This is a genomic window from Aureimonas sp. Leaf454 (genome assembly GCF_001424685.1).
GTDB lineage: Bacteria > Pseudomonadota > Alphaproteobacteria > Rhizobiales > Rhizobiaceae > Plantimonas.
In genome coordinates, this window is record NZ_LMQT01000020.1 from 327,525 (window position 1) to 346,945 (window position 19,421).

Annotated in this window: 13 protein-coding genes and 1 pseudogene; 10 read left to right on the forward strand and 4 right to left on the reverse strand. The window is 67.7% G+C overall.

Annotation, left to right across the window (positions count from 1 at the left end; translation table 11 throughout):
* Positions 1-12 precede the first annotated feature (12 nt).
* Positions 13-1,326: a sorbosone dehydrogenase family protein gene (locus ASG43_RS15025; RefSeq protein ID WP_244488109.1), complete on the reverse strand. Its 1,314-nt coding sequence runs from the start codon at positions 1,324-1,326 to the stop codon at positions 13-15.
* Positions 1,327-1,589: 263 nt separating this feature from the next.
* On the opposite strand from ASG43_RS15025, the gene ASG43_RS15030 reads away from it, so the two are divergent.
* The 10 genes and pseudogenes from ASG43_RS15030 to ASG43_RS15075 all read left to right on the forward strand — a co-directional run bounded on the left by ASG43_RS15030 (position 1,590) and on the right by ASG43_RS15075 (position 11,350).
* On the forward strand, positions 1,590-2,369 hold the full coding sequence (locus ASG43_RS15030; protein ID WP_056506552.1) for a succinate dehydrogenase iron-sulfur subunit: 780 nt from the start codon (positions 1,590-1,592) through the stop codon (positions 2,367-2,369).
* Positions 2,370-2,616: 247 nt separating this feature from the next.
* Entirely contained in the window at positions 2,617-3,150 is a 534-nt protein-coding gene (gene dps, locus ASG43_RS15035; protein WP_056506555.1) for a DNA starvation/stationary phase protection protein Dps, read from the forward strand.
* A gap of 123 nt (positions 3,151-3,273) precedes the next feature.
* On the forward strand, positions 3,274-5,505 hold the full coding sequence (locus tag ASG43_RS15040; protein WP_082490939.1) for a primosomal protein N': 2,232 nt from the start codon (positions 3,274-3,276) through the stop codon (positions 5,503-5,505).
* Positions 5,506-5,622: 117 nt separating this feature from the next.
* The gene (locus ASG43_RS15045; protein WP_056506558.1) at positions 5,623-6,018 is read left to right on the forward strand and encodes a DUF4345 family protein; all 396 of its coding nucleotides are present in this window, start codon (positions 5,623-5,625) and stop codon (positions 6,016-6,018) included.
* A gap of 242 nt (positions 6,019-6,260) precedes the next feature.
* Entirely contained in the window at positions 6,261-6,821 is a 561-nt protein-coding gene (locus tag ASG43_RS15050; protein ID WP_056506560.1) for a F0F1 ATP synthase subunit delta, read from the forward strand.
* Positions 6,821-8,350 (forward strand): F0F1 ATP synthase subunit alpha, encoded by a 1,530-nt coding sequence (gene atpA, locus ASG43_RS15055; RefSeq protein ID WP_056506563.1) that lies wholly within the window; start codon positions 6,821-6,823, stop codon positions 8,348-8,350. The genes ASG43_RS15050 and atpA overlap by 1 nt, the downstream gene beginning before the upstream one ends.
* A gap of 47 nt (positions 8,351-8,397) precedes the next feature.
* Entirely contained in the window at positions 8,398-9,273 is an 876-nt protein-coding gene (locus ASG43_RS15060) for a F0F1 ATP synthase subunit gamma (protein ID WP_056506566.1), read from the forward strand.
* A 49-nt stretch (positions 9,274-9,322) separates the two neighbouring features.
* Positions 9,323-10,750 (forward strand): annotated as a pseudogene (gene atpD / locus ASG43_RS15065) (F0F1 ATP synthase subunit beta); the annotation flags it as partial.
* 2 nt (positions 10,751-10,752) lie between these two features.
* A complete protein-coding gene (locus ASG43_RS15070; RefSeq protein WP_056506572.1) occupies positions 10,753-10,953 on the forward strand; it encodes a hypothetical protein in 201 nt (66 codons plus the stop codon).
* Positions 10,946-11,350: a F0F1 ATP synthase subunit epsilon gene (locus tag ASG43_RS15075; RefSeq protein WP_056506575.1), complete on the forward strand. Its 405-nt coding sequence runs from the start codon at positions 10,946-10,948 to the stop codon at positions 11,348-11,350. Before ASG43_RS15070 ends, ASG43_RS15075 begins: the two co-directional genes overlap by 8 nt.
* A 99-nt stretch (positions 11,351-11,449) precedes the next feature.
* Here the strand turns inward: ASG43_RS15075 and ASG43_RS15080 are convergent, their stop codons facing one another.
* The 3 genes from ASG43_RS15080 to ASG43_RS15090 all read right to left on the reverse strand — a co-directional run bounded on the left by ASG43_RS15080 (position 11,450) and on the right by ASG43_RS15090 (position 18,775).
* Positions 11,450-12,826 carry a DUF2793 domain-containing protein gene (locus ASG43_RS15080; protein WP_056506579.1) on the reverse strand — a complete coding sequence of 459 codons (1,377 nt, stop codon included), beginning with the start codon at positions 12,824-12,826 and terminating at the stop codon, positions 11,450-11,452.
* 106 nt (positions 12,827-12,932) lie between these two features.
* Complete coding sequence (locus tag ASG43_RS15085) at positions 12,933-13,451, reverse strand: RNA pyrophosphohydrolase (protein ID WP_056506584.1); 519 nt, start codon at positions 13,449-13,451, stop codon at positions 12,933-12,935.
* Positions 13,452-13,690: 239 nt separating this feature from the next.
* On the reverse strand, positions 13,691-18,775 hold the full coding sequence (locus ASG43_RS15090; RefSeq protein WP_056506585.1) for a DUF4011 domain-containing protein: 5,085 nt from the start codon (positions 18,773-18,775) through the stop codon (positions 13,691-13,693).
* Positions 18,776-19,421: the final 646 nt, after the last annotated feature.

Here is a 19,421-nt window from a genome sequence, read left to right on the forward strand (position 1 = left end):
TTTTGGGCGACGTCAGTTCGCCGTCGGGGAAACGCGCCAGACAATTCCGCCGGCATCGTCCGCCACCAGGAGAGAGCCGTCCTGCGCCGCGAGCACGCCCACCGGCCGGCCGAAGGTCTCGCCCTTGGCTTCATCCGGCATGAAACCCGTGAGGAAGTCCTCGATCGGACCGGACGGCTTGCCGTTCTCGAAGGGCACGAAGGCGACGCGGTAGCCCGAGAAGTCCGAGCGGTTCCAGGAGCCGCGCTGCCCGATGAAAGCGCCGCCGCGATACTTTTGTGGAAACGCTTCACCGTCGTAGAAGGCGAGCCCGAGCGAGGCCGTGTGCGCGCCGACCGCGAAATCCGGCACGATCGAGCTTTCGATCAGGCCGGGCTCGGCCTTGTCGGCGATGCGCGGGTCCGGCACGCGGCCGTAATAGCTGTAGGGCCAGCCGTAGAAGCCGTTCTCCTTCACCGAGGTGATGTAGTCCGGCACGAGCGAGTCCCCGATCATGTCGCGCTCGTTGACGGCGGTCCAGAGCGTCGAGGTGCCCGGCAAGAAGTCCATGCCGACGGGATTGCGCAGGCCCGACGCGTAGATCCGCTCGTTGCCCCCGTCGGGGTCGACCGCGAGGATGTTGGCGCGGCGCTTCTCCTCGTCGAGCCCGTATTCCGCGACGTTGCTGGCCGAGCCGACCGAGACGAAGAGCGTCGAGCCGTCCTCGGAGGCGAGGAGGTTGCGCGTCCAGTGATTGTTGTAGCCGCCGGCGGGAAGATCGAGGATCGCCTGACCCGGCTCGGCGATCTCCGTCGCCCCCGGCGTGTAAGGAAAGGACATCACGCCGTCGGTGTTGGCGACGAAGAGGCGCTCGCCGATGATCGCCATGCCGAACGGCTGGTTGAGATCCTTCAAGAGCACGGACCTCGTCTCCGGAATGCCGTCGCCGTCGCCGTCGCGCAGCAGCGTGATGCGGTCGGCGCTGTCCTTCACGGTCCCGGACTGCTTCTGCAGCTCCTGCTTGCGACGCTCCTCCTCGTCCTTGGGCTCCTTCGGCTTCGTGGCGGCCTCCGCGACCAGGACATCGCCGTTCGGCAGCTGGTAGAGCCAGCGCGGCCCGTCGAGTCCCTCCGCAAAACGGGTGACGGTGAAGCCGTCGGGCGCGGTCGGCTCGGCATCGGCGGGCCAGCCGATCTGCTTGTTGTAGTTCTGGACCTCGTGGGAGAGATCGGGAGCGGGAAGATCGAGCGAGGCGGGATCGCCCGAACCCGAGGTGACCGCGATCTGCGCGGCCGCGGGCATGGACAGAAGAGCGGTGGAAAGGCAGAGAAGGGAGAGTGTTCGCAAGGGACGCCGGGCTCCGATGTTGAGGGCGTGGATATCGAAGGGCGAATGCAACCCCTCTCCCGCCGTTCCGCCGCGCCGGCGCGTCCCGTCCAACACTTGCGTGAGGCGAGCGCGAGCCGGCCCGGCCCGGCGCGCCGTCTCCTGCGAAAAACTCTCCTGGTTTCAAACGATTCGCGGCTCCTCGCGCGCGCATTCGCCGCTGGCGTTTCGCAGCGCACGCTTCTATGTTTCGAGCTGTTCCAAACAGGCACCGGACACGCGAAATGGTCGAACTGACGCTTCCCAAGAACTCCCGAGTCGAGAAGGGCAAGGTCTGGCCGAAGCCGTCCGGAGCGAAATCGGTCCGCGAATTCGGCATCTACCGCTGGTCGCCGGACGACGACCGCAACCCGCGCATCGATACCTACTATGTCGACACCGAGGATTGCGGTCCGATGGTGCTCGACGCGCTGCTCTGGATCAAGAACAAGGTCGATGCGACGCTGACGCTGCGCCGCTCGTGCCGCGAGGGCATCTGCGGCTCCTGCGCGATGAACATCGACGGCTCCAACACCCTCGCCTGCACCAAGGGCATGGACGAGGTGAAGGGCGCCATCAAGGTCTATCCCCTGCCCCACATGCCGGTGATCAAGGATCTCGTCCCCGATCTCTCGATCCCCTATGCGCAGCTGCGCTCGATCGAACCCTGGCTGAAGACCGAGACGCCGGAGCCCGAGAAGGAATGGCGCCAGAGCCACGACGATCGCGCCAAGCTCGACGGCCTTTACGAGTGCATCCTCTGCTTCTGCTGCCAGACGTCCTGCCCGTCCTATTGGTGGAACGGCGAGCGCTATCTCGGCCCGGCCGTTCTCCTCCAGGCCTATCGCTGGCTGATCGACAGCCGCGACGAAGCGACGGGCGCCCGGCTGGACGATCTGGAGGATCCCTTCAAGCTCTACCGCTGCCACACGATCATGAACTGCACGCAGGCCTGCCCGAAGGGCCTCAATCCGGCCAAAGCCATCGCCGAGGTCAAGAAGATGATGGTCGAGCGCCGCGTCTGAACGTCGCGACGGCGTGAAAATGTCCGGGCGGCGACGCCGGTCCGCTGACGGACAGGACGTTGAAAAGTTTCAAAGGCCCGGTCGTCGCGATGACGGCCGGGCCTTTCTTTTGCGGGACGGCCTTATCGCGGGGTGGGCCCGATCGGGAACCGGAGGCTTGGTCGGCGATTAGGGATGCGAGATCGGAACGTCAGGCGAGCGGATCACCGCGCCCTTGCGTTCGACCCCATTCCTGAAGGGACAGACCATGGCCAAGACACCTGACGCGAAGACCCCCGACATCAAGCTCCACTCGACCAAGAACCCACAGAAGGAGAACGTGCGCGGCGCGATGGTCCAGCTGCTGCAGACGCATCTCGGCACGTCGATCGACCTGTCCTACCAGGCCAAGCAGGCGCACTGGAACGTCAAGGGCATGAACTTCATCGCCGTTCACAAGCTCTTCGACGAGTTGCACGAACAGGCGGAAGGCTATGTCGACCTCATCGCGGAACGTCTGACCGGCATGGGCGGACAGGCGCAGGGGACGGTTCAGGCGTCGGTGTCCAACACGATCCTCGAGCCCTACGCGCTCGACATCGTGCATGCCGAGGACCATCTGCGCCGCCTGTCCGATAGCTACGCGGCCTGGAGCAAGGCGCTGATCGAGGGCATCGAGGAGGCCGACGAAGCGGGCGACGACCTGACCGCCGACCTCCTGACGGAGATCGGCCGGGGCATCAACACGAGCCTCTACTTCCTGGAGAGCCATTTCCAGGTCGAGCCGGGCCGCGCGATCTAGGTCGACGGTCGAAGACCAGAAAGGCGGGCGGCGCGCGAGCGGCGCCCGTTTTCGTTTCAGCCGCACGACGCCATTGCAGCCTTGCGCTTGCGATGCGAAGCCCGGCCCGCGATATGAAGGGTCATGACGAGCGCGCCCGGCCTTCTCGACCACCTCTTCCCCGAAGAAGCCAAGCCGCGATCCTCCCAGAGCCCGGCCGTGGTGCCGGTCCTCGTTCCCTTGCCGACCGCGCGTCCCTATTCCTACGCCGTGCCGGACGGCATGGACGTCGCGCCGGGTTCCATCGTGCAGGTGCCGCTCGGACCGCGACAGGTGGCCGGCATCGTCTGGGATGGCGCGACCGACGGCGTCGATCCGAAGAAGCTGCGCCCGATCACCCATGCCTTCGACTGTCCGATCATCGACGAGGGCATGCGCCGCTTCATCGACTGGGTCGCCGACTACACGCTCTCGCCGCCGGGCCTCGTCGCGCGCATGGCGCTGCGCGCGCCCGCCGCCTTCGACCCCGAACCCTTCATCGAGGGTCTGGCGCGAACCGGTCTCGAACCGGAACGGCTGACCGGCGCGCGTCGCCGGGTGCTCGATGCGAGCGTCGATGCGCCGGCCTGGTCGCGCTCCGGCCTCGCCCATGCGGCGGGGGTCTCGACCTCCGTCGTCGACGGCCTCGTCAAGCTCGGCGCCTTCGAAGCGGTGCGCCTGCCCCCGCCGCCCGTCGTCGCAAGGCCCGATCCCGGCTTCGGCGGCGCCGACCTCAGCGCCGACCAGCGGGCTGCGGCCGACAGCCTCGTCGATCGCGTGCGCATGGGCGGGTTTTCGGCGACCCTTCTCGAAGGCGTCACCGGGTCCGGCAAGACCGAGGTCTATTTCGAGGCGGTCGCCGCCGCCATCGCAGCCGGCGGGCAGGTGCTCATCCTCCTCCCCGAGATCGCGCTGACGCAGGCCTTCATCGATCGCTTCCACGCAAGGTTCGGCGCGCCGCCCGCCGAATGGCATTCCGACATGCCGCCGCGCATCCGCGAGAAGGTCTGGCGACAGGTGGCGGAGGGTGAGGTGCAGGTCGTCGCCGGCGCCCGCTCGGCACTGTTCCTGCCCTTCCCCAAGCTCGCCCTCATCGTCGTCGACGAGGAGCACGATCCCGCCTACAAGCAGGAGGAGCGGACCTTCTACCACGCCCGCGACATGGCGGTGGTGCGCGCTTCGCTCGGTGGTTTTCCCGCGATCCTCGCCTCCGCGACACCCTCGATCGAGAGCCGCGTCAACGCGAGCGCCGGGCGCTACGGTCACGTGCGCCTGGCAGGCCGCTACGCCGAGGCGGCTATGCCGACCCTTCGCCTGGTCGATCTCCGCCGCCATCCCCCCGCCCGCGGACGGTTCGTCTCGCCGATCCTCCACACGGCCATCGCCGAGACCATCGCGCGCGGCGAGCAGGCGCTCCTCTTCCTCAACCGGCGCGGCTACGCCCCGCTGACGCTTTGCCGGGTCTGCGGCCACCGGTTCCAATGTTCGGAATGCTCGACCTGGCTGGTCGACCACCGCCTGCGCGGGCAGCTGCAATGCCACCATTGCGGCTTCTCCGTGCGTCGGCCCGAACATTGCCCCGACTGCGGCACCTTCGATCATCTCGTCGCCTGCGGACCCGGCGTCGAGCGCATCGCCGAGGAGATGCTGGACACGTTTCCGGACGCCCGCACGATCCTTCTGTCGTCCGACATGGCGGGCGGTCCGCGCCGGCTCCGCCGCGAGCTCGACGCCATCGCCGACGGCGAGGCCGACATCGTCATCGGCACGCAGCTCGTCGCCAAGGGGCATCACTTTCCCAAGATGACGCTGGTCGGCGCGATCGACGCGGATCTCGGCCTTTCCAACGGGGATCCCCGGGCGGCCGAACGCACCTTCCAGCTGCTCCACCAAGTGACGGGACGCGCGGGACGCACCGGCCTTGCGAGCCGCGGCCTCATCCAGACGTTCCAGCCCGAGCATCCCGTGATGCAGGCCATCGCGAGCGGCGAGGCGACGCGCTTCTACGACCGCGAGATTGCCGAGCGCGAACGGGCGGGCCTGCCGCCCTTCGGCCGCCTCGCCTCCATCGTCGTCTCCGCCGCGACCCGCAAGGAGGCCGAAGATCACGCGCGGGCGCTGAAGAGCGCGGCCGGCGAGGACGAGGCGATCGAGGTGCTGGGACCCGCCGAGGCGCCGCTCGCCGTCCTGCGCGGACGCCACCGGTTCCGGCTGCTGTTTCAAGGCTCGCGGCGGTCTCCGATGCAGGCCTTCCTGCGCGCGGTCATCGCGGCGGCGCCCAAGCCCCGCGGCACCGTCGAGGTGCAGATCGATATCGACCCGCAGAGCTTTCTCTGAAACAGCGGAAGACGCCGGGCGACCGGGGCTTCGCCGTCATCGCTCTTCTCGGCTCGTGATATTCCCGGAGGGCTGTGATACCGGCTGCCCCATGCCCGACTGCAAAGGATGCCGCCCGTGGAGATCCCGCTTCCCCAGACGAATGCCGATCTTCTGCCCTTCGCGGCGGCGGTGCTGACGATTCTCGTCGGCCTGTTCGCGATGTTCATGCCCCGCCTGATGCTGCGCGCCTTCGGCATCCGCGGGATCCACCCGCAGCCGCAGGCGGTCGCCGAGATGCGCGCGACGCTGGGCGGATTCTACATCGGTCTCGGCCTTCTCTCCCTTCTCCTCTTCGACCAGCCGGTGATCCAGATGATCCTCGGCGGAGCCTGGGCCTTCTCCGCCTTCGGACGCCTCGTCGCCATCCTCTCGGACGGTGTATCGGCCTGGAAGAATACGCTGATCCTCCTCGTCAGCCTTCTCGTCGCGGCAGCGCCGCTCGCGGTCGCCTTCGGCTTCGTGCAGCCCTGACGGCGCTCGGCGGCCCGCGAGCGGGCCCTCTGGCGGCGAAAACCAAGCCGACAGGGTGAAATGGAGGGCTTTCCGGCGTTGTGGCGGGGAAACCGCTATGCTAGAGGGTCCTTGCCTCCCGCATGTGGGCTTCTCGATCGAGAGGGTCTGGCGGAAATAATCTGAACGGTTTCAAAGCGTTGGCTCGATCCCTTTGGGCGGACCGGGTGCTTGGCCATCAAGGAAGAGAGAAGCGGTCGTCCGTGGCAACATCATCCTCTCCCGTTTCGGGAGTCGCAGAACGCTACGCTCTGTCCCTGTTCGAACTCGCGCGTGATGGGGGTTCGGTCGACACCGTCGAATCCGAACTCACCGCGTTCGGGGGCCTTATCGAAGACAATGCCGATTTCCGGCGCCTCGTCGTCAGTCCCTCCTTCACGTCGGAGGAGCAGCTCGCCGCCATTTCGGGCGTCGTGGCGGAGACGCGCCCGAGCCAGCTCACCGGCAATTTCCTGAAGGTCATCGCGGCCAACCGGCGCCTCTTCGCGCTGCCGGCGATGATCCGTTCCTTCAAGGCCATGGCTGCCGCCCATCGCGGCGAAGTCGAGGCCGAGGTGACGACGGCACAATCGCTCGACGACGGCCAGCGCCAGGATCTGCGCCAGACGCTCGGCGCCTATGCCGGCAAGTCGGTCACGATGCGTGAAACCGTCGACCCCGCCATTCTCGGCGGACTGATTGTGAAGATCGGCTCGCGCCAGATCGACACGTCGCTCCGCACCAAACTGAATTCGCTCAAGCTTGCGCTGAAAGAGGTCGGCTGATGGACATCCGCGCCGCGGAAATTTCCGCAATTCTGAAGAACCAGATCCAGAACTTCGGCAACGAGGCGGAAGTCTCGGAAGTCGGTCAGGTCCTGTCGGTCGGTGACGGCATCGCGCGCGTCTACGGCCTCGACAACTGCCAGGCCGGCGAGATGGTTGAGTTCCCCGGCGGCATCCGCGGCATGGCTCTGAACCTCGAGTCCGACAATGTCGGCGTCGTGATCTTCGGCTCCGACCGCGACATCAAGGAAGGCGACACCGTCAAGCGGACCGGCTCCATCGTGGACGTGCCGGTCGGCAAGGGCCTTCTCGGCCGCGTCGTCGACGGTCTCGGAAACCCGATCGACGGCAAGGGCCCGATCGAGGGCGCCGAGCGCCGCCGCGTCGACGTCAAGGCGCCCGGCATCATCCCGCGCAAGTCCGTGCATGAGCCGATGTCCACCGGCATCAAGGCGATCGACGCCCTGATCCCCGTCGGCCGCGGCCAGCGCGAGCTCGTCATCGGCGATCGCCAGACCGGCAAGACCGCCATCCTGCTCGACACCTTCCTCAATCAGAAGCCGGCGCACGACGCGGGCAACGAGAAGGAAAAGCTCTACTGCGTCTACGTCGCGATCGGACAGAAGCGTTCGACCGTCGCGCAGTTCGTCCGCACGCTCGAAGAGCGCGGCGCGATGGAATATTCGATCGTCGTCGCCGCGACCGCTTCCGATCCGGCCCCGATGCAGTACATCGCGCCCTTCGCCGGCTGCGCCATGGGCGAGTACTTCCGCGACAACGGCATGCACGCCGTGATCGCCTACGACGATCTGTCCAAGCAGGCCGTCTCCTATCGCCAGATGTCGCTCCTGCTCCGCCGCCCGCCGGGCCGCGAAGCCTATCCCGGCGACGTCTTCTACCTGCATTCGCGTCTTCTGGAGCGCGCGGCCAAGCTGAACGACGAGCTCGGCGCCGGCTCGCTGACCGCCCTTCCGGTCATCGAGACGCAGGCGAACGACGTGTCCGCCTACATCCCGACCAACGTGATCTCCATCACCGACGGCCAGATCTTCCTCGAGACCAACCTCTTCTACCAGGGCATCCGCCCGGCGGTGAACGTCGGCCTCTCGGTCAGCCGCGTCGGCTCGGCCGCGCAGATCAAGGCGATGAAGCAGGTCGCCGGCTCGATCAAGGGCGAGCTCGCCCAGTATCGCGAGATGGCCGCCTTCGCGCAGTTCGGCTCCGATCTCGACGCCTCGACCCAGCGCCTCCTCAACCGTGGTGCCCGTCTGACCGAACTCCTGAAGCAGCCGCAGTTCTCGCCGCTGAAGACGGAGGAGCAGGTCGCGGTGATCTTCGCGGGAACGCAGGGTTATCTCGACAAGCTGACCGTCGCCCAGGTGGGTCCGTTCGAGCAGGGGCTTCTCTCGTCGCTGCGCACCGAGCACAAGGATCTCCTGGACACGATCGCCCGCGAGAAGGCCCTGTCGGACGACAGCCGCGCCAAGCTCAAGGCGGCGCTCGACGGCTTCGCCAAGTCCTTCGCCTGAACCGGCCTCGCGGCTCACGACACTTTTGCCGGAGATGATGCGGCCCTATGGCTTCGCTTAAGGATCTCAGAAACCGCATCGCCTCCGTCAAGGCGACGCAGAAGATCACCAAGGCCATGCAGATGGTCGCGGCGGCCAAGCTCCGTCGCGCCCAGGAAGCAGCCGAGGCGGCTCGCCCCTATTCGGAACGGATGGCGTCCGTTCTCGCCAACATCGCCGGTGCGATGGAGGGCGACGCGCCGGCCCTGATGACGGGAACGGGCAAGGACGACGTGCACCTGCTCGTCGTCTTCACGTCCGATCGCGGCCTTGCCGGCGGCTTCAACGCGCAGATCGTGCGTCTGGTGCGCGAGCATGCGCGCAAGCTGGTGGCGTCGGGCAAGACCGTGAAGATCGTGTCCGTCGGCCGCAAGGGCACCGACATGATGCGTCGCGACCTCGGCAAGCAGATCGTCGATCGCCGCGAGCTTCGCGAGGTCAAGAAGATCGGCTTCGTCAACGCCGACGAGATCGGCTCGAAGGTCATCTCGATGTTCGAGGCCGGCGAGTTCGACGTGGCGACGATCTTCTTCTCCGAGTTTCGGAACGTCATCACGCAGATCCCGACCGCCAAGCAGGTCATCCCGTCCGCGATCGAGGGTGCCGGCGTCGGCGACAATGCCAGCGGCGCGGTCTACGAGTACGAGCCGGATCCGGCCGAGATCCTCGCGGACCTCATTCCGCGCAACATCAAGATCCAGATCTTCCGCGCGCTCCTGGAGAATGCGGCTTCCGAACAGGGCGCTCGCATGAGCGCCATGGACAACGCCACGCGCAACGCGGGCGACATGATCAAGAAGCTGTCGATCTCCTACAACCGGCAGCGCCAGGCGCAGATCACCACCGAACTCATCGAAATCATCGCGGGCGCCGAGGCGCTCTGACGTTTGCCAGGAGGAGGCCGTGATGGCTGACACGACTTTGAACAGGGCAGCGACCGGCCGCGTCGCTCAGGTCATCGGACCCGTCGTCGACGTGCAGTTCGACGGCGAACTGCCCGCGATCCTGAACGCCCTCGAGACGACGAACAACGGCAGCCGCCTCGTCCTCGAGGTCGCGCAGCATCTCGGCGAGAACACCGTCCGCACCATCGCGATGGATCTGACCGAGGGCCTCGTGCGCGGCCAGCCCGTGACCGACACCGGCGAGCCGATCCAGGTTCCCGTCGGCGACGGCACGCTCGGCCGCATCATGAACGTCATCGGCGAGCCGATCGACGAGGTCGGCCCGATTCAGTACGAATCCAAGCGCGGCATCCACCAGCTCGCGCCTCCCTATGTGGAGCAGTCCCCGGAAAGCCAGATCCTCGTCACCGGCATCAAGGTCATCGACCTCCTCGCGCCCTATGCGCGCGGCGGCAAGATCGGCCTGTTCGGCGGCGCGGGCGTCGGCAAGACCGTTCTGATCCAGGAGCTCATCAACAACGTCGCCAAGGCGCACGGCGGCTATTCCGTCTTCGCCGGCGTCGGCGAGCGCACCCGCGAGGGCAACGATCTCTACTACGAGATGATCGAGTCCGGCGTGAACAAGGACCCCCACGAGAACGGCGGCTCGACCGCCGGCTCCAAGGCCGCCCTCGTCTACGGACAGATGAATGAGCCGCCGGGCGCCCGCGCCCGCGTCGCGCTGACCGGCCTGACGATCGCCGAGCACTTCCGCGATCAGGGCCAGGACGTTCTGTTCTTCGTCGACAACATCTTCCGCTTCACGCAGGCGGGCTCGGAAGTGTCCGCGCTTCTCGGCCGCATCCCCTCGGCGGTGGGCTATCAGCCGACGCTCGCCACCGACATGGGCATGATGCAGGAGCGCATCACGACGACGACCAAGGGTTCGATCACCTCCGTGCAGGCCATCTACGTGCCCGCCGACGATCTGACCGACCCGGCGCCGGCAACCTCCTTCGCCCACTTGGACGCGACGACGGTTCTCAATCGCGCGATCTCGGAAAAGGGCATCTACCCCGCCGTGGATCCGCTCGACTCGACGTCGCGCATGCTCTCCCCGATGATCCTCGGCGAGGAGCACTACACGGTCGCCCGTAAGGTGCAGGAGACGCTCCAGCGCTACAAGTCGCTGCAGGACATCATCGCCATTCTCGGCATGGACGAGCTCTCGGAAGAGGACAAGCTGACGGTCGCGCGCGCCCGCAAGGTCGAGCGTTTCCTGTCCCAGCCCTTCTTCGTCGCCGAGGTCTTCACCGGCTCGCCGGGCCAGCTCGTTCCGCTGGAAGACACGATCAAGAGCTTCAAGGGCCTCGTCAACGGCGAGTACGACCACCTCCCCGAAGCTGCCTTCTACATGGTCGGCGGCATCGACATGGCGGTCGCCAAGGCCCAGAAGCTCGCGGCGGAAGCCGCCTGAGCATGAGCGGCGACGGCGCTCTCCGCATCGAGGACGCCGTCAACGACACGTGCCCCTGGTCGGGGAAGCCGGTGTCCCCGGACTCCCTGACGCTCTACAACGGCGCGGTGGTGGGATTCTGCAATCCCGGCTGCCGCGACAAGTTCCAGACGGCCGTCGATCATTTCGAGGCCGCACGAAACGGGTCGACCCAAAATGGCTGAGAGCTTCCAGTTCGAACTCGTGTCGCCCGAGCGTCTCCTCGCCTCCGAGGCCGTGACGGCGGTGCAGGCGCCGGGCACCGACGGCTACATGACCGTCATGGCCCGCCACGCTCCGCTGATGACGACGCTGAAGGCCGGCGTCGTGGTCGCGACGCTCGCCAGCGGCACCGAGCGTCGCTTCTTCGTTCGCGGCGGCTTCGCGGACGTTTCGAACAGCGGCTTCACGCTGCTGGCAGAACGGGCGGTACCCGTCGAGGAGTTGAGCGCGGCCGATCTCGACGCTGAGATCCGCAATGCCGAGGAAGACGTCGCCGACGCCAAGACGCCCGAGGCGAAGACGCGCGCGGACATGCTCCTCTCCGAGCTTCGCGATTCCCGCGCCGCCGTCGGCATCTGATCGACGACAGAGCCGCTCGACGGTGCGATAGAACGACGGCCGCCCTCGGGCGGCCGTTTTTGCGTCGACTCCTTCGCACGATTCGGCGGACTGTCGCGTTCAAGACCCGGGAAGCGCGGTCGGATCCATCCTCGCCTTGAGCTCCGTCAACTCGGCACGGGTCGCCTTCAGCGCGCTCCAGAGAATCGGCAGCAACTGGTCCGGCCGAAGCCATTGCCGGCTGTCCGGATCATCTCGGTCGCTGAGGCCCCAGACGCCGAAGTCGACGGCCTCCGCCCGGAGCGCGCGCCGCACATCCTGTGCGATGAAGCCGAGTTCGCGCGTTCCCGTCGCGCCGCCCTCGTCGCCCGGTCCCGCTGCTCCCCCGCCCTCTCCCGCTCGCTCGGCTTCCGCCGAAGCGAATGTTTCGCCATCCGTCCAGCGGAAGGTCACGGGATCGATCGCCTGGAGCAGGCTCGTCGCCAGGGTGCCCGGGAAAATCGAGATCGCCGCTTTGTCGCGAGCGTCCGAGGTCTGGATCACACCGGTCGCGGCATAGACGGAGGCGAAGCGGCGGGTCGCGCTGCCGAGGCTCGCGACATTGTCGGCGCCCGGCTCGATGCCGCCGCCGCTCGCCACGGTCAGTCGCGTGCCGAACTGCTGGTCGATGATCGAGAAGGCGCCCGTGGCCCCGGCGGACAGAAGGAATCCGCCATGTGCGCCGCTCTGGGTGTGGGCGAGATGGAGCGCGACGGTACCGGACGAGGCCTCGATCACCGCCTTGTTGGCATGGATGCGGACGGGGGCGCGCAGCTGGATGGGTTCGACGACCGCGGGGTCGACGGGGCCGCCGAGCGCGAGCTTGCCACCGGGATCGGCGACGAGAACCGGCGAAAAGACGCTGCCGTCGGCGGACACCTTCACCTGGAACGCGTCGCTGCCGAAGGTGCCGAGAAGGGCGCGGCTGGAATAACCCGTCTGGAAGATCAGCCCGCCGTCGCGCCCGGCCGCGCTCTTGTTGAGGGTGACGGTCATGTGACCCGTGCCCGGCGTCACGTCGTCGTGCGTGAGAAGGGCGGCATTGGATTTCAGCGCGAAGCGGTTCTGGGCATCCGGCGTCGTCAAGATCCCGAGCTTCGGGACGACCTCCGGCCCCTCGGCCCTCAGGACCTGGCAGGTTCCGGCGGCATGGACGAGAACCCGTGCCTCGTCGGCGACCCAGCACCGCCATCCCTCCGCCGGCAGGTGGAACCGCCAGGCACCGGCATCGAAGGCCGCGATCCGGCCGCCCTGCCCCATCCAGGCGCCGGAAGGGGCAGCGCCGACAATGTAGCGGGCGCCCTCCGCGGGATCGGCGGGTGGCGCCGAAAGGCCGCGCGAGACCACGGCGAGCTGCACGAGGGCGTCCACCGCGAGCAGCGCCTCGTTGTGGGTCACGTGCTTCTGGGCTTGCGATCCCATGATGAAGGGCAACTTCAGCCGGTTCGTCTCGCTCATGTCTCGTCTCCGTGAAAGGGTCGGAGGACGAGTATGCGACGGCGCCGTGAAACGGGGACAAGTTCGAGCGGCCTGATGGTCGAGCGAAGTCCCGAGAGCCGTGTCGTCAGACGAGCTCGAACGGCCGGAAGTTCGCGACGACCTCTTCATAGACGCCGCGCTTGAAGGGAACGACGGATGCCAGAACCTCGTCCATCGGCTTCCACGCCCAGTCGTCGAACTCGGCGCTGTGGCCGCCCGGCGGAGGGTCGATCGCCACCTCGCTGTCCGCGCCTTCGAAGCGGAAGGCGAACCATTTCTGGCGCTGTCCGCGAAAGCGCCCCTTGAGCGCGATCCCGACGAGTTGCGGCGGCAGATCGTAATGAATCCAGTCGGGACTTTCGCCGAGCAGGGAGACGGACCGGATACCGGTCTCCTCGTAGAGCTCGCGCCGCGCAGCCGCCAGCGGGTCCTCGCCGTCGTCGATGCCGCCCTGCGGCATCTGCCAGAGTGCGGTCGCGCCTTCCATCTCGCCCTTGTCCTCGACGAGACGCCGACCCACCCAGACGAGACCTTGCGCATTCAACACCATGATGCCGACGCAGGGGCGGTAGGGCAGGACTTCGAAGTCGATCGGCTTCGTCATGGGGCAGGGTCCGGGAATCAGACGAGATCGGGCATTCCTACAGCATCTTCTCCGGTTGACGAATCGATTTCCCGTCGGCGCGACCGGACGCGGTCCGCACCGCCCCGCCTAGCCGAGCCTGCCCCGGGGAACCGCCCTCGTCCTCGGCCTCCCCCGCGAGCCGCGCAGGCTCGCCTCGGCCGGATCGCCGCAGGTCGACATCGACGACGCATCCCACGGCGACGACGACGCCGGTCGGCTCAGCGCACGCGTTCGAGGATGTCGAAGATGGCCTCGCCATGCTCCTTCAACTCGCTGCCCTTGGTTTCCAATCGCAGATCGGGGCGAATGCGATCGCGAAACTCCGTTTCGTCGAGCGGCCTCTTCGCCAGGAGCTCTCCGATCATGCTCTTTCGCAAGACGGAGGTCGCCCGATCGTAGGCTGGATGGTCCGCGGCGATCCGCTCGCGAAGTTCGATCAGCAGGAGTCGAGCCTCTTCCTGCGTGATCGAAGCGTCGGCGATCGTCTTGGGAGCTTTGGGAGGAGCTTTGGGCGAGGATCTCTCGAGAGATGGATTCAGCGGGTCCCGTGCCGCCGGTTCGAACAGAACGGCTTGTCGCGCGGAGGATCTGGTCGGTTTCGAGGCCGCGGGCGTTGCCGGCTCGACATCAGGGCGCGCCGGGGCGGCGGCGTCCGGGGATCCCTCGCCCGTGGATATCGGATGAAGCTCGGTGCGGGAGGCTTCGGCAGGCGGCGGGCTCGCTGGCACCTCTTCGCCGCGGTCGGCTGAGCCGGTTCCGGGGGGTCGACGTCGTCCGTCCTCGATCGCTCGGATGCGGCCGAGGAGGCGGGCCAGTTCGCGATCCGGATCGCGGAACCAATCGGTCGACCAGACGCGCTCGATGGTCCAGCCCTTCGATTCCAAAATGTCTTGTCGCAGCCGGTCCCGGTCACGGGCCGAGAGCGTCGAGTGATAGCTCGCGCCGTCGCATTCGATGCCGAGCAGGAACCGTTGCGGGTCCTGCGGATCCACGACGCCGATATCGATGAAGAAGCCGCTCGATCCGACCTGCGGCACGCAGACATGGCCGGCCGCGGACAGGCCCTCCATCACCGCGACTTCGAAATCGCTGTCGGGATCACGCCCGCTCGGGCCGGGTGTTGCCCGGGTTCGATCCAGCCGGCCGGTTTCGGCGAAGTGAAGGAAGCTCTTGAGGGCGCGCGGGCCCCGCCGGGCATCCTCGCCGGGCGTGACGTCGCCCTCGCGCATCGACGAGACGACATGCATTCGCTTCTTGGCGCGCGAGAAGAGCACGTTGAGGCGACGCCAGCCATTGTCGCCGGTGATGGGGCCGAAGGCCTGCGCGACGCGCTCGCCCGGGGCCGGCGGTCCATAGGTCATGGAGATGATGATGCCGTCGCGCTCGTCGCCCTGCACGTTTTCGAGATTCTTGACGAAGAACCGCTCCTGCAGACTGTCGAGCGCTTCGGCGGCGTCGACACCGCCGCGACCGTCGGCGGAGAGGCGTTCCAGCCGCTCGAGAATGAGATCGCGCTGCTTGACGTTCATCGCGACGACGCCGAGCGAATCGCCGGGATAGCGTTCGAGATGGTCGAGAACCGCGGAGGCGACGGCCTCTGCCTCGGCCGGATTGGTTCCGTCGCGAAAGGCTCCCTCGGGAACATGCTGGAACCGGATCCCCAGATCCTCCGAGGTCTGCGTCGGGCTCGGATAGAGGACGAGATCGCCATTGTAGAACGCATGGTTCGAGAAGGCGATGAGATCGGGGTGCTGGGATCGATAGTGCCAGCGCAGCGAGCGCGTCGGCAGTCGGATCTCGGCGACTTCGAGGATGGATTCCGCACCGGCGGCGATGGCCCCGTCCTCGCCGCCATCTCCGGTCCGCTGGAAGAAGTCGGTCGGCGGCAATTGCTTGGAATCGCCGACGATGACCGCCTGGTCGCCGCGGGCAAGCGCTCCGAGGGCCTCTTCGGGGCGAACCTGCGAGGCTTCGTCGAAGATGACGAGATCGAAGCGCAGACCACCCGGCTTGAGATATTGGGCGACGGACAGGGGTCCCATCATGAAGCACGGCTTCAGGGCCTGGAGAGCGCCGCCCGCCCGCTGCACCAGTTGGCGGATCGGGATGTGCTTGGTCTTCTTCGCCATCTCGCGCTTCAGAAGCTGAAGGTCCGTCAGATCCGACACCCGCGCGCCGCTCTGCCCCTCCGGCACGGGGCGCCGTGCGAGTTGGGCGGCGATCTCGATCGCGCGAAGGTCCATGACGCGCTCGTCCTGCTCTGCGTACCGGCGGCGCGCATCGTCGATCTCGGACTGGCCGAGGTCGTGAAGAAGCGGTGTGCGGGCGATGGCGAGCCGTGCGAGACCATCCATGATCGCGAAGTCGAAATGGTCGCGGGCGGACCGGTGATCGATCCGGCGCGCCACGACGGCCTGAAGGATCTGACGTGCCAAGGGCATGTCGATCCGGCGCAGGTGCCGGTCGATCTCCAGCCATTCCGTCAGCCGGTGAGCCGCGTTCGAGGCTCGTGTCGCCCGCAGAGCCAGACGCTCGAGGTCGTCATCCCCGATCGGCCAGAAGGCCGGGTCGAGCCCCGTGCGCGTGGCGAAGGCCTGTGCCGCGGCCTTCTCCTCGTCGAGCGCGAGAGCGATCTCGCCGAGGACGGCGACATAGCCGCTGCGCTCCTCGACGGTCATGCTGGCGACCGCCGCCGCCGCCGGACCGGCACCGAGAGCGTCGAGGATCGCCTCGCGCGTCGACGTCGCGTGCGGGTGGGCGCCTGGCTTCAGGAGATGAGACAGCCGTTCGCCGACCGTCCGGAGCGCGACGCCCTCCTCGGTGCGCGCCGCCGAGGCGAGGTCGGCCGCGTCGCCCGGGGACAAGGCGAGCAGCGCACGGGTCAGCCGGGCTTCCTTCGACAGACCGCGCCCGAAGAGGGCCTCGACCCGTTCGGCATAGGCGCGGCCGGCGCCGAGCTGATCGAGCGAGCGCCGGGCAACCTCGATGTCGGAGACCGGGGCGGAGCCGGCGAGCCTCAGCAGATCCAGGTCGGCGAGCAGCTGGCGCTCGTCCGTCTGCAGGCGCGCGGCTCGCCGCAGACGCTCCGGCATCTCGCCCAGTTTGCTGGACGACCGGCCGAGCGCCAGAGCCTCCTGCCGGGCTGCGCGCCAGGACGGCCGGAACCAGCGCAGGAGCCCGCCGCCCGACAGCGTGTCGGCGATCTCCTCCAGACGCCCCGGACGCCGGGAAACGGCGGCCTCGATATCGAGCTCCTGCCCGAGATCCTTGCGGGTCTGCGACAGGATTGCGAGGGTCGCTGCGATGTCGCTGCGTCGGCTTTCGTCGCTGCGGTCGGACAAGAGGCCGGCGGAGAAGCGCTGGAGGTCGGGCGGACGATGGGTCGCGAGGTCGAGGATCGTTCCGGCCAGCGCGGCCTGCCGCGACTCCGGCTCCTGCGTCAGATCGAACATCGCCGCGATCTGGCCAGGCAGATCGCCCATCCGCCCGGCCGCCTGAAGGCTCTCCTCGACCGCATCGCGCCGGTCGTGAAGGGCCGCGAGGCTTTCGGCGGCTCGGCGCGAGGACGGGACATCGATACCGGAACGCCCCGCCGAATCGGCCAGTCGCCCCGACAGGCGGCGGAGGCCGTCCTGCCATGCAGCGAGAAGGGCGAGCACCTCTTCGCGATCGGGCGCCCCGAGGAGCCTGGCCGAGGAAAGGCCACCGAAGGGATGGTCGGCCAGCGTCTGCCCGGCTTCGAAGAGCGGGCCGGCGACCTTGAGGAAGCTTTCGAGCGAGGTTCCGCCCGCCGTCATCTGGGCCGGCGTCATGCCGCCGATCTCGTCGGATGAGACGGTCAGTCCGACCGTGTGGGGATCGGGCAGCCGACGGCGAAGGCGGCCGGCCTCGAAGAAGACCTTCGACGCGGGAATGCCGAGGGCGCCGACCCTCTGGCCGAGCGCGGCGTGGATCGCCTGGACGCGATCGCGGTCACGCGCCAGGCCCTCGATCGTCGACGCGAAGCTCTGCGTCCGGCGGAACGAGGCGCCGGCGTCCAGCCGGTGCCGCAGGTCGTCGATCAGAGCGGCCTTGCGGGTCTTGTTCGAATGGAGTTCCAGCACGAAGTCGCCGAGGCCGAGCGCATCCAGGCGATGGCGGACGACTTCGAGGGCCGCCAGCTTCTCGGACACGAACAGGACCGTCCGGCCCGCCGAGAGCGCGCCGGCGATGAGATTGGTGATCGTCTGCGACTTGCCCGTGCCCGGAGGGCCCTGGATGACGAGGTGGGTGCCGCCGAGCGCCGCGTGGATCGCGCCGGCCTGGCTGCTGTCGGCCCGTTCCACGAGGTCGAGGTCGAGATCAAGGGTCCTCGCCTCCGCGGGAGCCGGATCCTCGAAGCCGATCCCGCCGCCCGAGGCGCCGGAGGTGATGTGGCGGATGACCGGATGCAGCGCGGGCTCGCCGCCCTCCGGCCAGGATCGCGGATCGAGATCGCGATAGATCAGCAGCTTGCCGAACTGGAAGAGCGACAGCGTCGCGAAACGGCGGACCAGCCATCCCTCGCGCGGACGAACCAGCTCGCGCACCGCGTGGAAATAGCGCTCCGGCGTCAGCCCCTCATCGAAATCCTTGAGGTCGAGACCGAACTCTTCGCGCAGCTTCTTCTGAAGCGAGAGGTTCGGCTGGAGATCCTCGCCCGACCAGGACAGGTCGTAGACGAGATGGCCGGCGGGCGAGCGCTTCTGCGTGATCTCGACGGGAACGAGGATCAGCGGCGCGAGGCTGCCCTTCGCGCCCGCTCCGTCCCCATCCTTCCAGTCGAGAAATCCGAAGGCGAGGTGAAGGAAGTTCGTTCCGGTTTCCTCGACGGCGGTCGAGGCGTCGCTGCGAAGCTTGCGCAGCCGCGTTTCCATCTGTGCGGGATAGAGCAGCGTCTGGATCTGCCAGTCCGAATGATGCCGCTCCAATGGGTCGCCCTGATCCAGCGGCAGCTCGAAGCTGACATCGGTCCCGAACTGCTGCGCCCATTCCTCGGGCTTGGGGGGCGCGAGGGTCGCGGGATCGACGGAGGCGCGGGGCGCCGCCGTCCGCTGCTCATGCCAGCGCACGATGTCGCGCTCGGTGGGCTCGGGAACCGGCACGAAGGTGAAGCTCTTGCCGGCGAGAAGGCCGGCGAACAGCTGATCCGGCAGTTCGTCCACGATGCGCAGGCAGTTGGTCGAACTCGCCCTGAAGTTGAGCAGCCGATTGCTTCCGGACAGATCGAGGAGCCGGGTCCGCATCTCCTCGATGATGGACCGTGTGTGTGCGACGTCGACCATGCCTTGGAACCTGCAGAATGCGGCGGGAGCAGAGATTGCCTTATCAAAGCGTTACAGACCGCGTTCGGCGCCCGCAAGAGCGATGCCTCCGCCCCGGCGCAAATGGCGGGAGCGTCGCGGCGGGCGGACGCGCCGCCGTTCCAAAGCGATGAGAACCCGGCGAGATCTACACCCTTCGGATGTAGACGTCCCGAGCGGCGGACCCGCCGGCCGGCGGCCTTCGCACGGGGAACATCGCGCGCGGATCGATGCCGCCGGGAGCGCCGTCCGGCCGAGCGGCCTTGCTCATTCGCACGAGGTGATCGGGGTCGGGACCGACGGTGCGATCGCGGCAAGCTCGGCCCGTCGCTCCGGCGGGTCGTTCGGTCTCCCCAGGCGTCGGAAACGGCAAGGGTCCGGAAAAGGACGGCGAGCCGTCTCCCCCTCCGTGACCTCTCCGCGGCGGTGCGACGAAGCCGAGCGGCCACGGCTCGCATCCGAACGGGAAGCGTCTGAATCCGCAAACGCCGTCGCAAGGCCGGGTCCTCGATCCCGCGCGGCCCTCCGGGATCGCATCCTCGGCGACCCATGCCTCGCCATCGCGGCACATTTAGAACGTCAGCGACAATCGGTTCTCAGGTCACACGACCGACGGCTTCATGATCGT

Coding starts and splice junctions, on each gene's coding strand:
- ASG43_RS15075 (WP_056506575.1), top strand. CDS start 10,946: ATGGCTGAGAGCTTCCAGTTCGAACTCGTGTCGCCCGAGCGTCTCCTC.
- ASG43_RS15070 (WP_056506572.1), top strand. CDS start 10,753: ATGAGCGGCGACGGCGCTCTCCGCATCGAGGACGCCGTCAACGACACG.
- ASG43_RS15040 (WP_082490939.1), top strand. CDS start 3,274: ATGACGAGCGCGCCCGGCCTTCTCGACCACCTCTTCCCCGAAGAAGCC.
- dps (WP_056506555.1), top strand. CDS start 2,617: ATGGCCAAGACACCTGACGCGAAGACCCCCGACATCAAGCTCCACTCG.
- ASG43_RS15030 (WP_056506552.1), top strand. CDS start 1,590: ATGGTCGAACTGACGCTTCCCAAGAACTCCCGAGTCGAGAAGGGCAAG.
- ASG43_RS15090 (WP_056506585.1), bottom strand. CDS start 18,775: ATGGTCGACGTCGCACACACACGGTCCATCATCGAGGAGATGCGGACC.
- atpA (WP_056506563.1), top strand. CDS start 6,821: ATGGACATCCGCGCCGCGGAAATTTCCGCAATTCTGAAGAACCAGATC.
- ASG43_RS15060 (WP_056506566.1), top strand. CDS start 8,398: ATGGCTTCGCTTAAGGATCTCAGAAACCGCATCGCCTCCGTCAAGGCG.
- ASG43_RS15080 (WP_056506579.1), bottom strand. CDS start 12,826: ATGAGCGAGACGAACCGGCTGAAGTTGCCCTTCATCATGGGATCGCAA.
- ASG43_RS15085 (WP_056506584.1), bottom strand. CDS start 13,451: ATGACGAAGCCGATCGACTTCGAAGTCCTGCCCTACCGCCCCTGCGTC.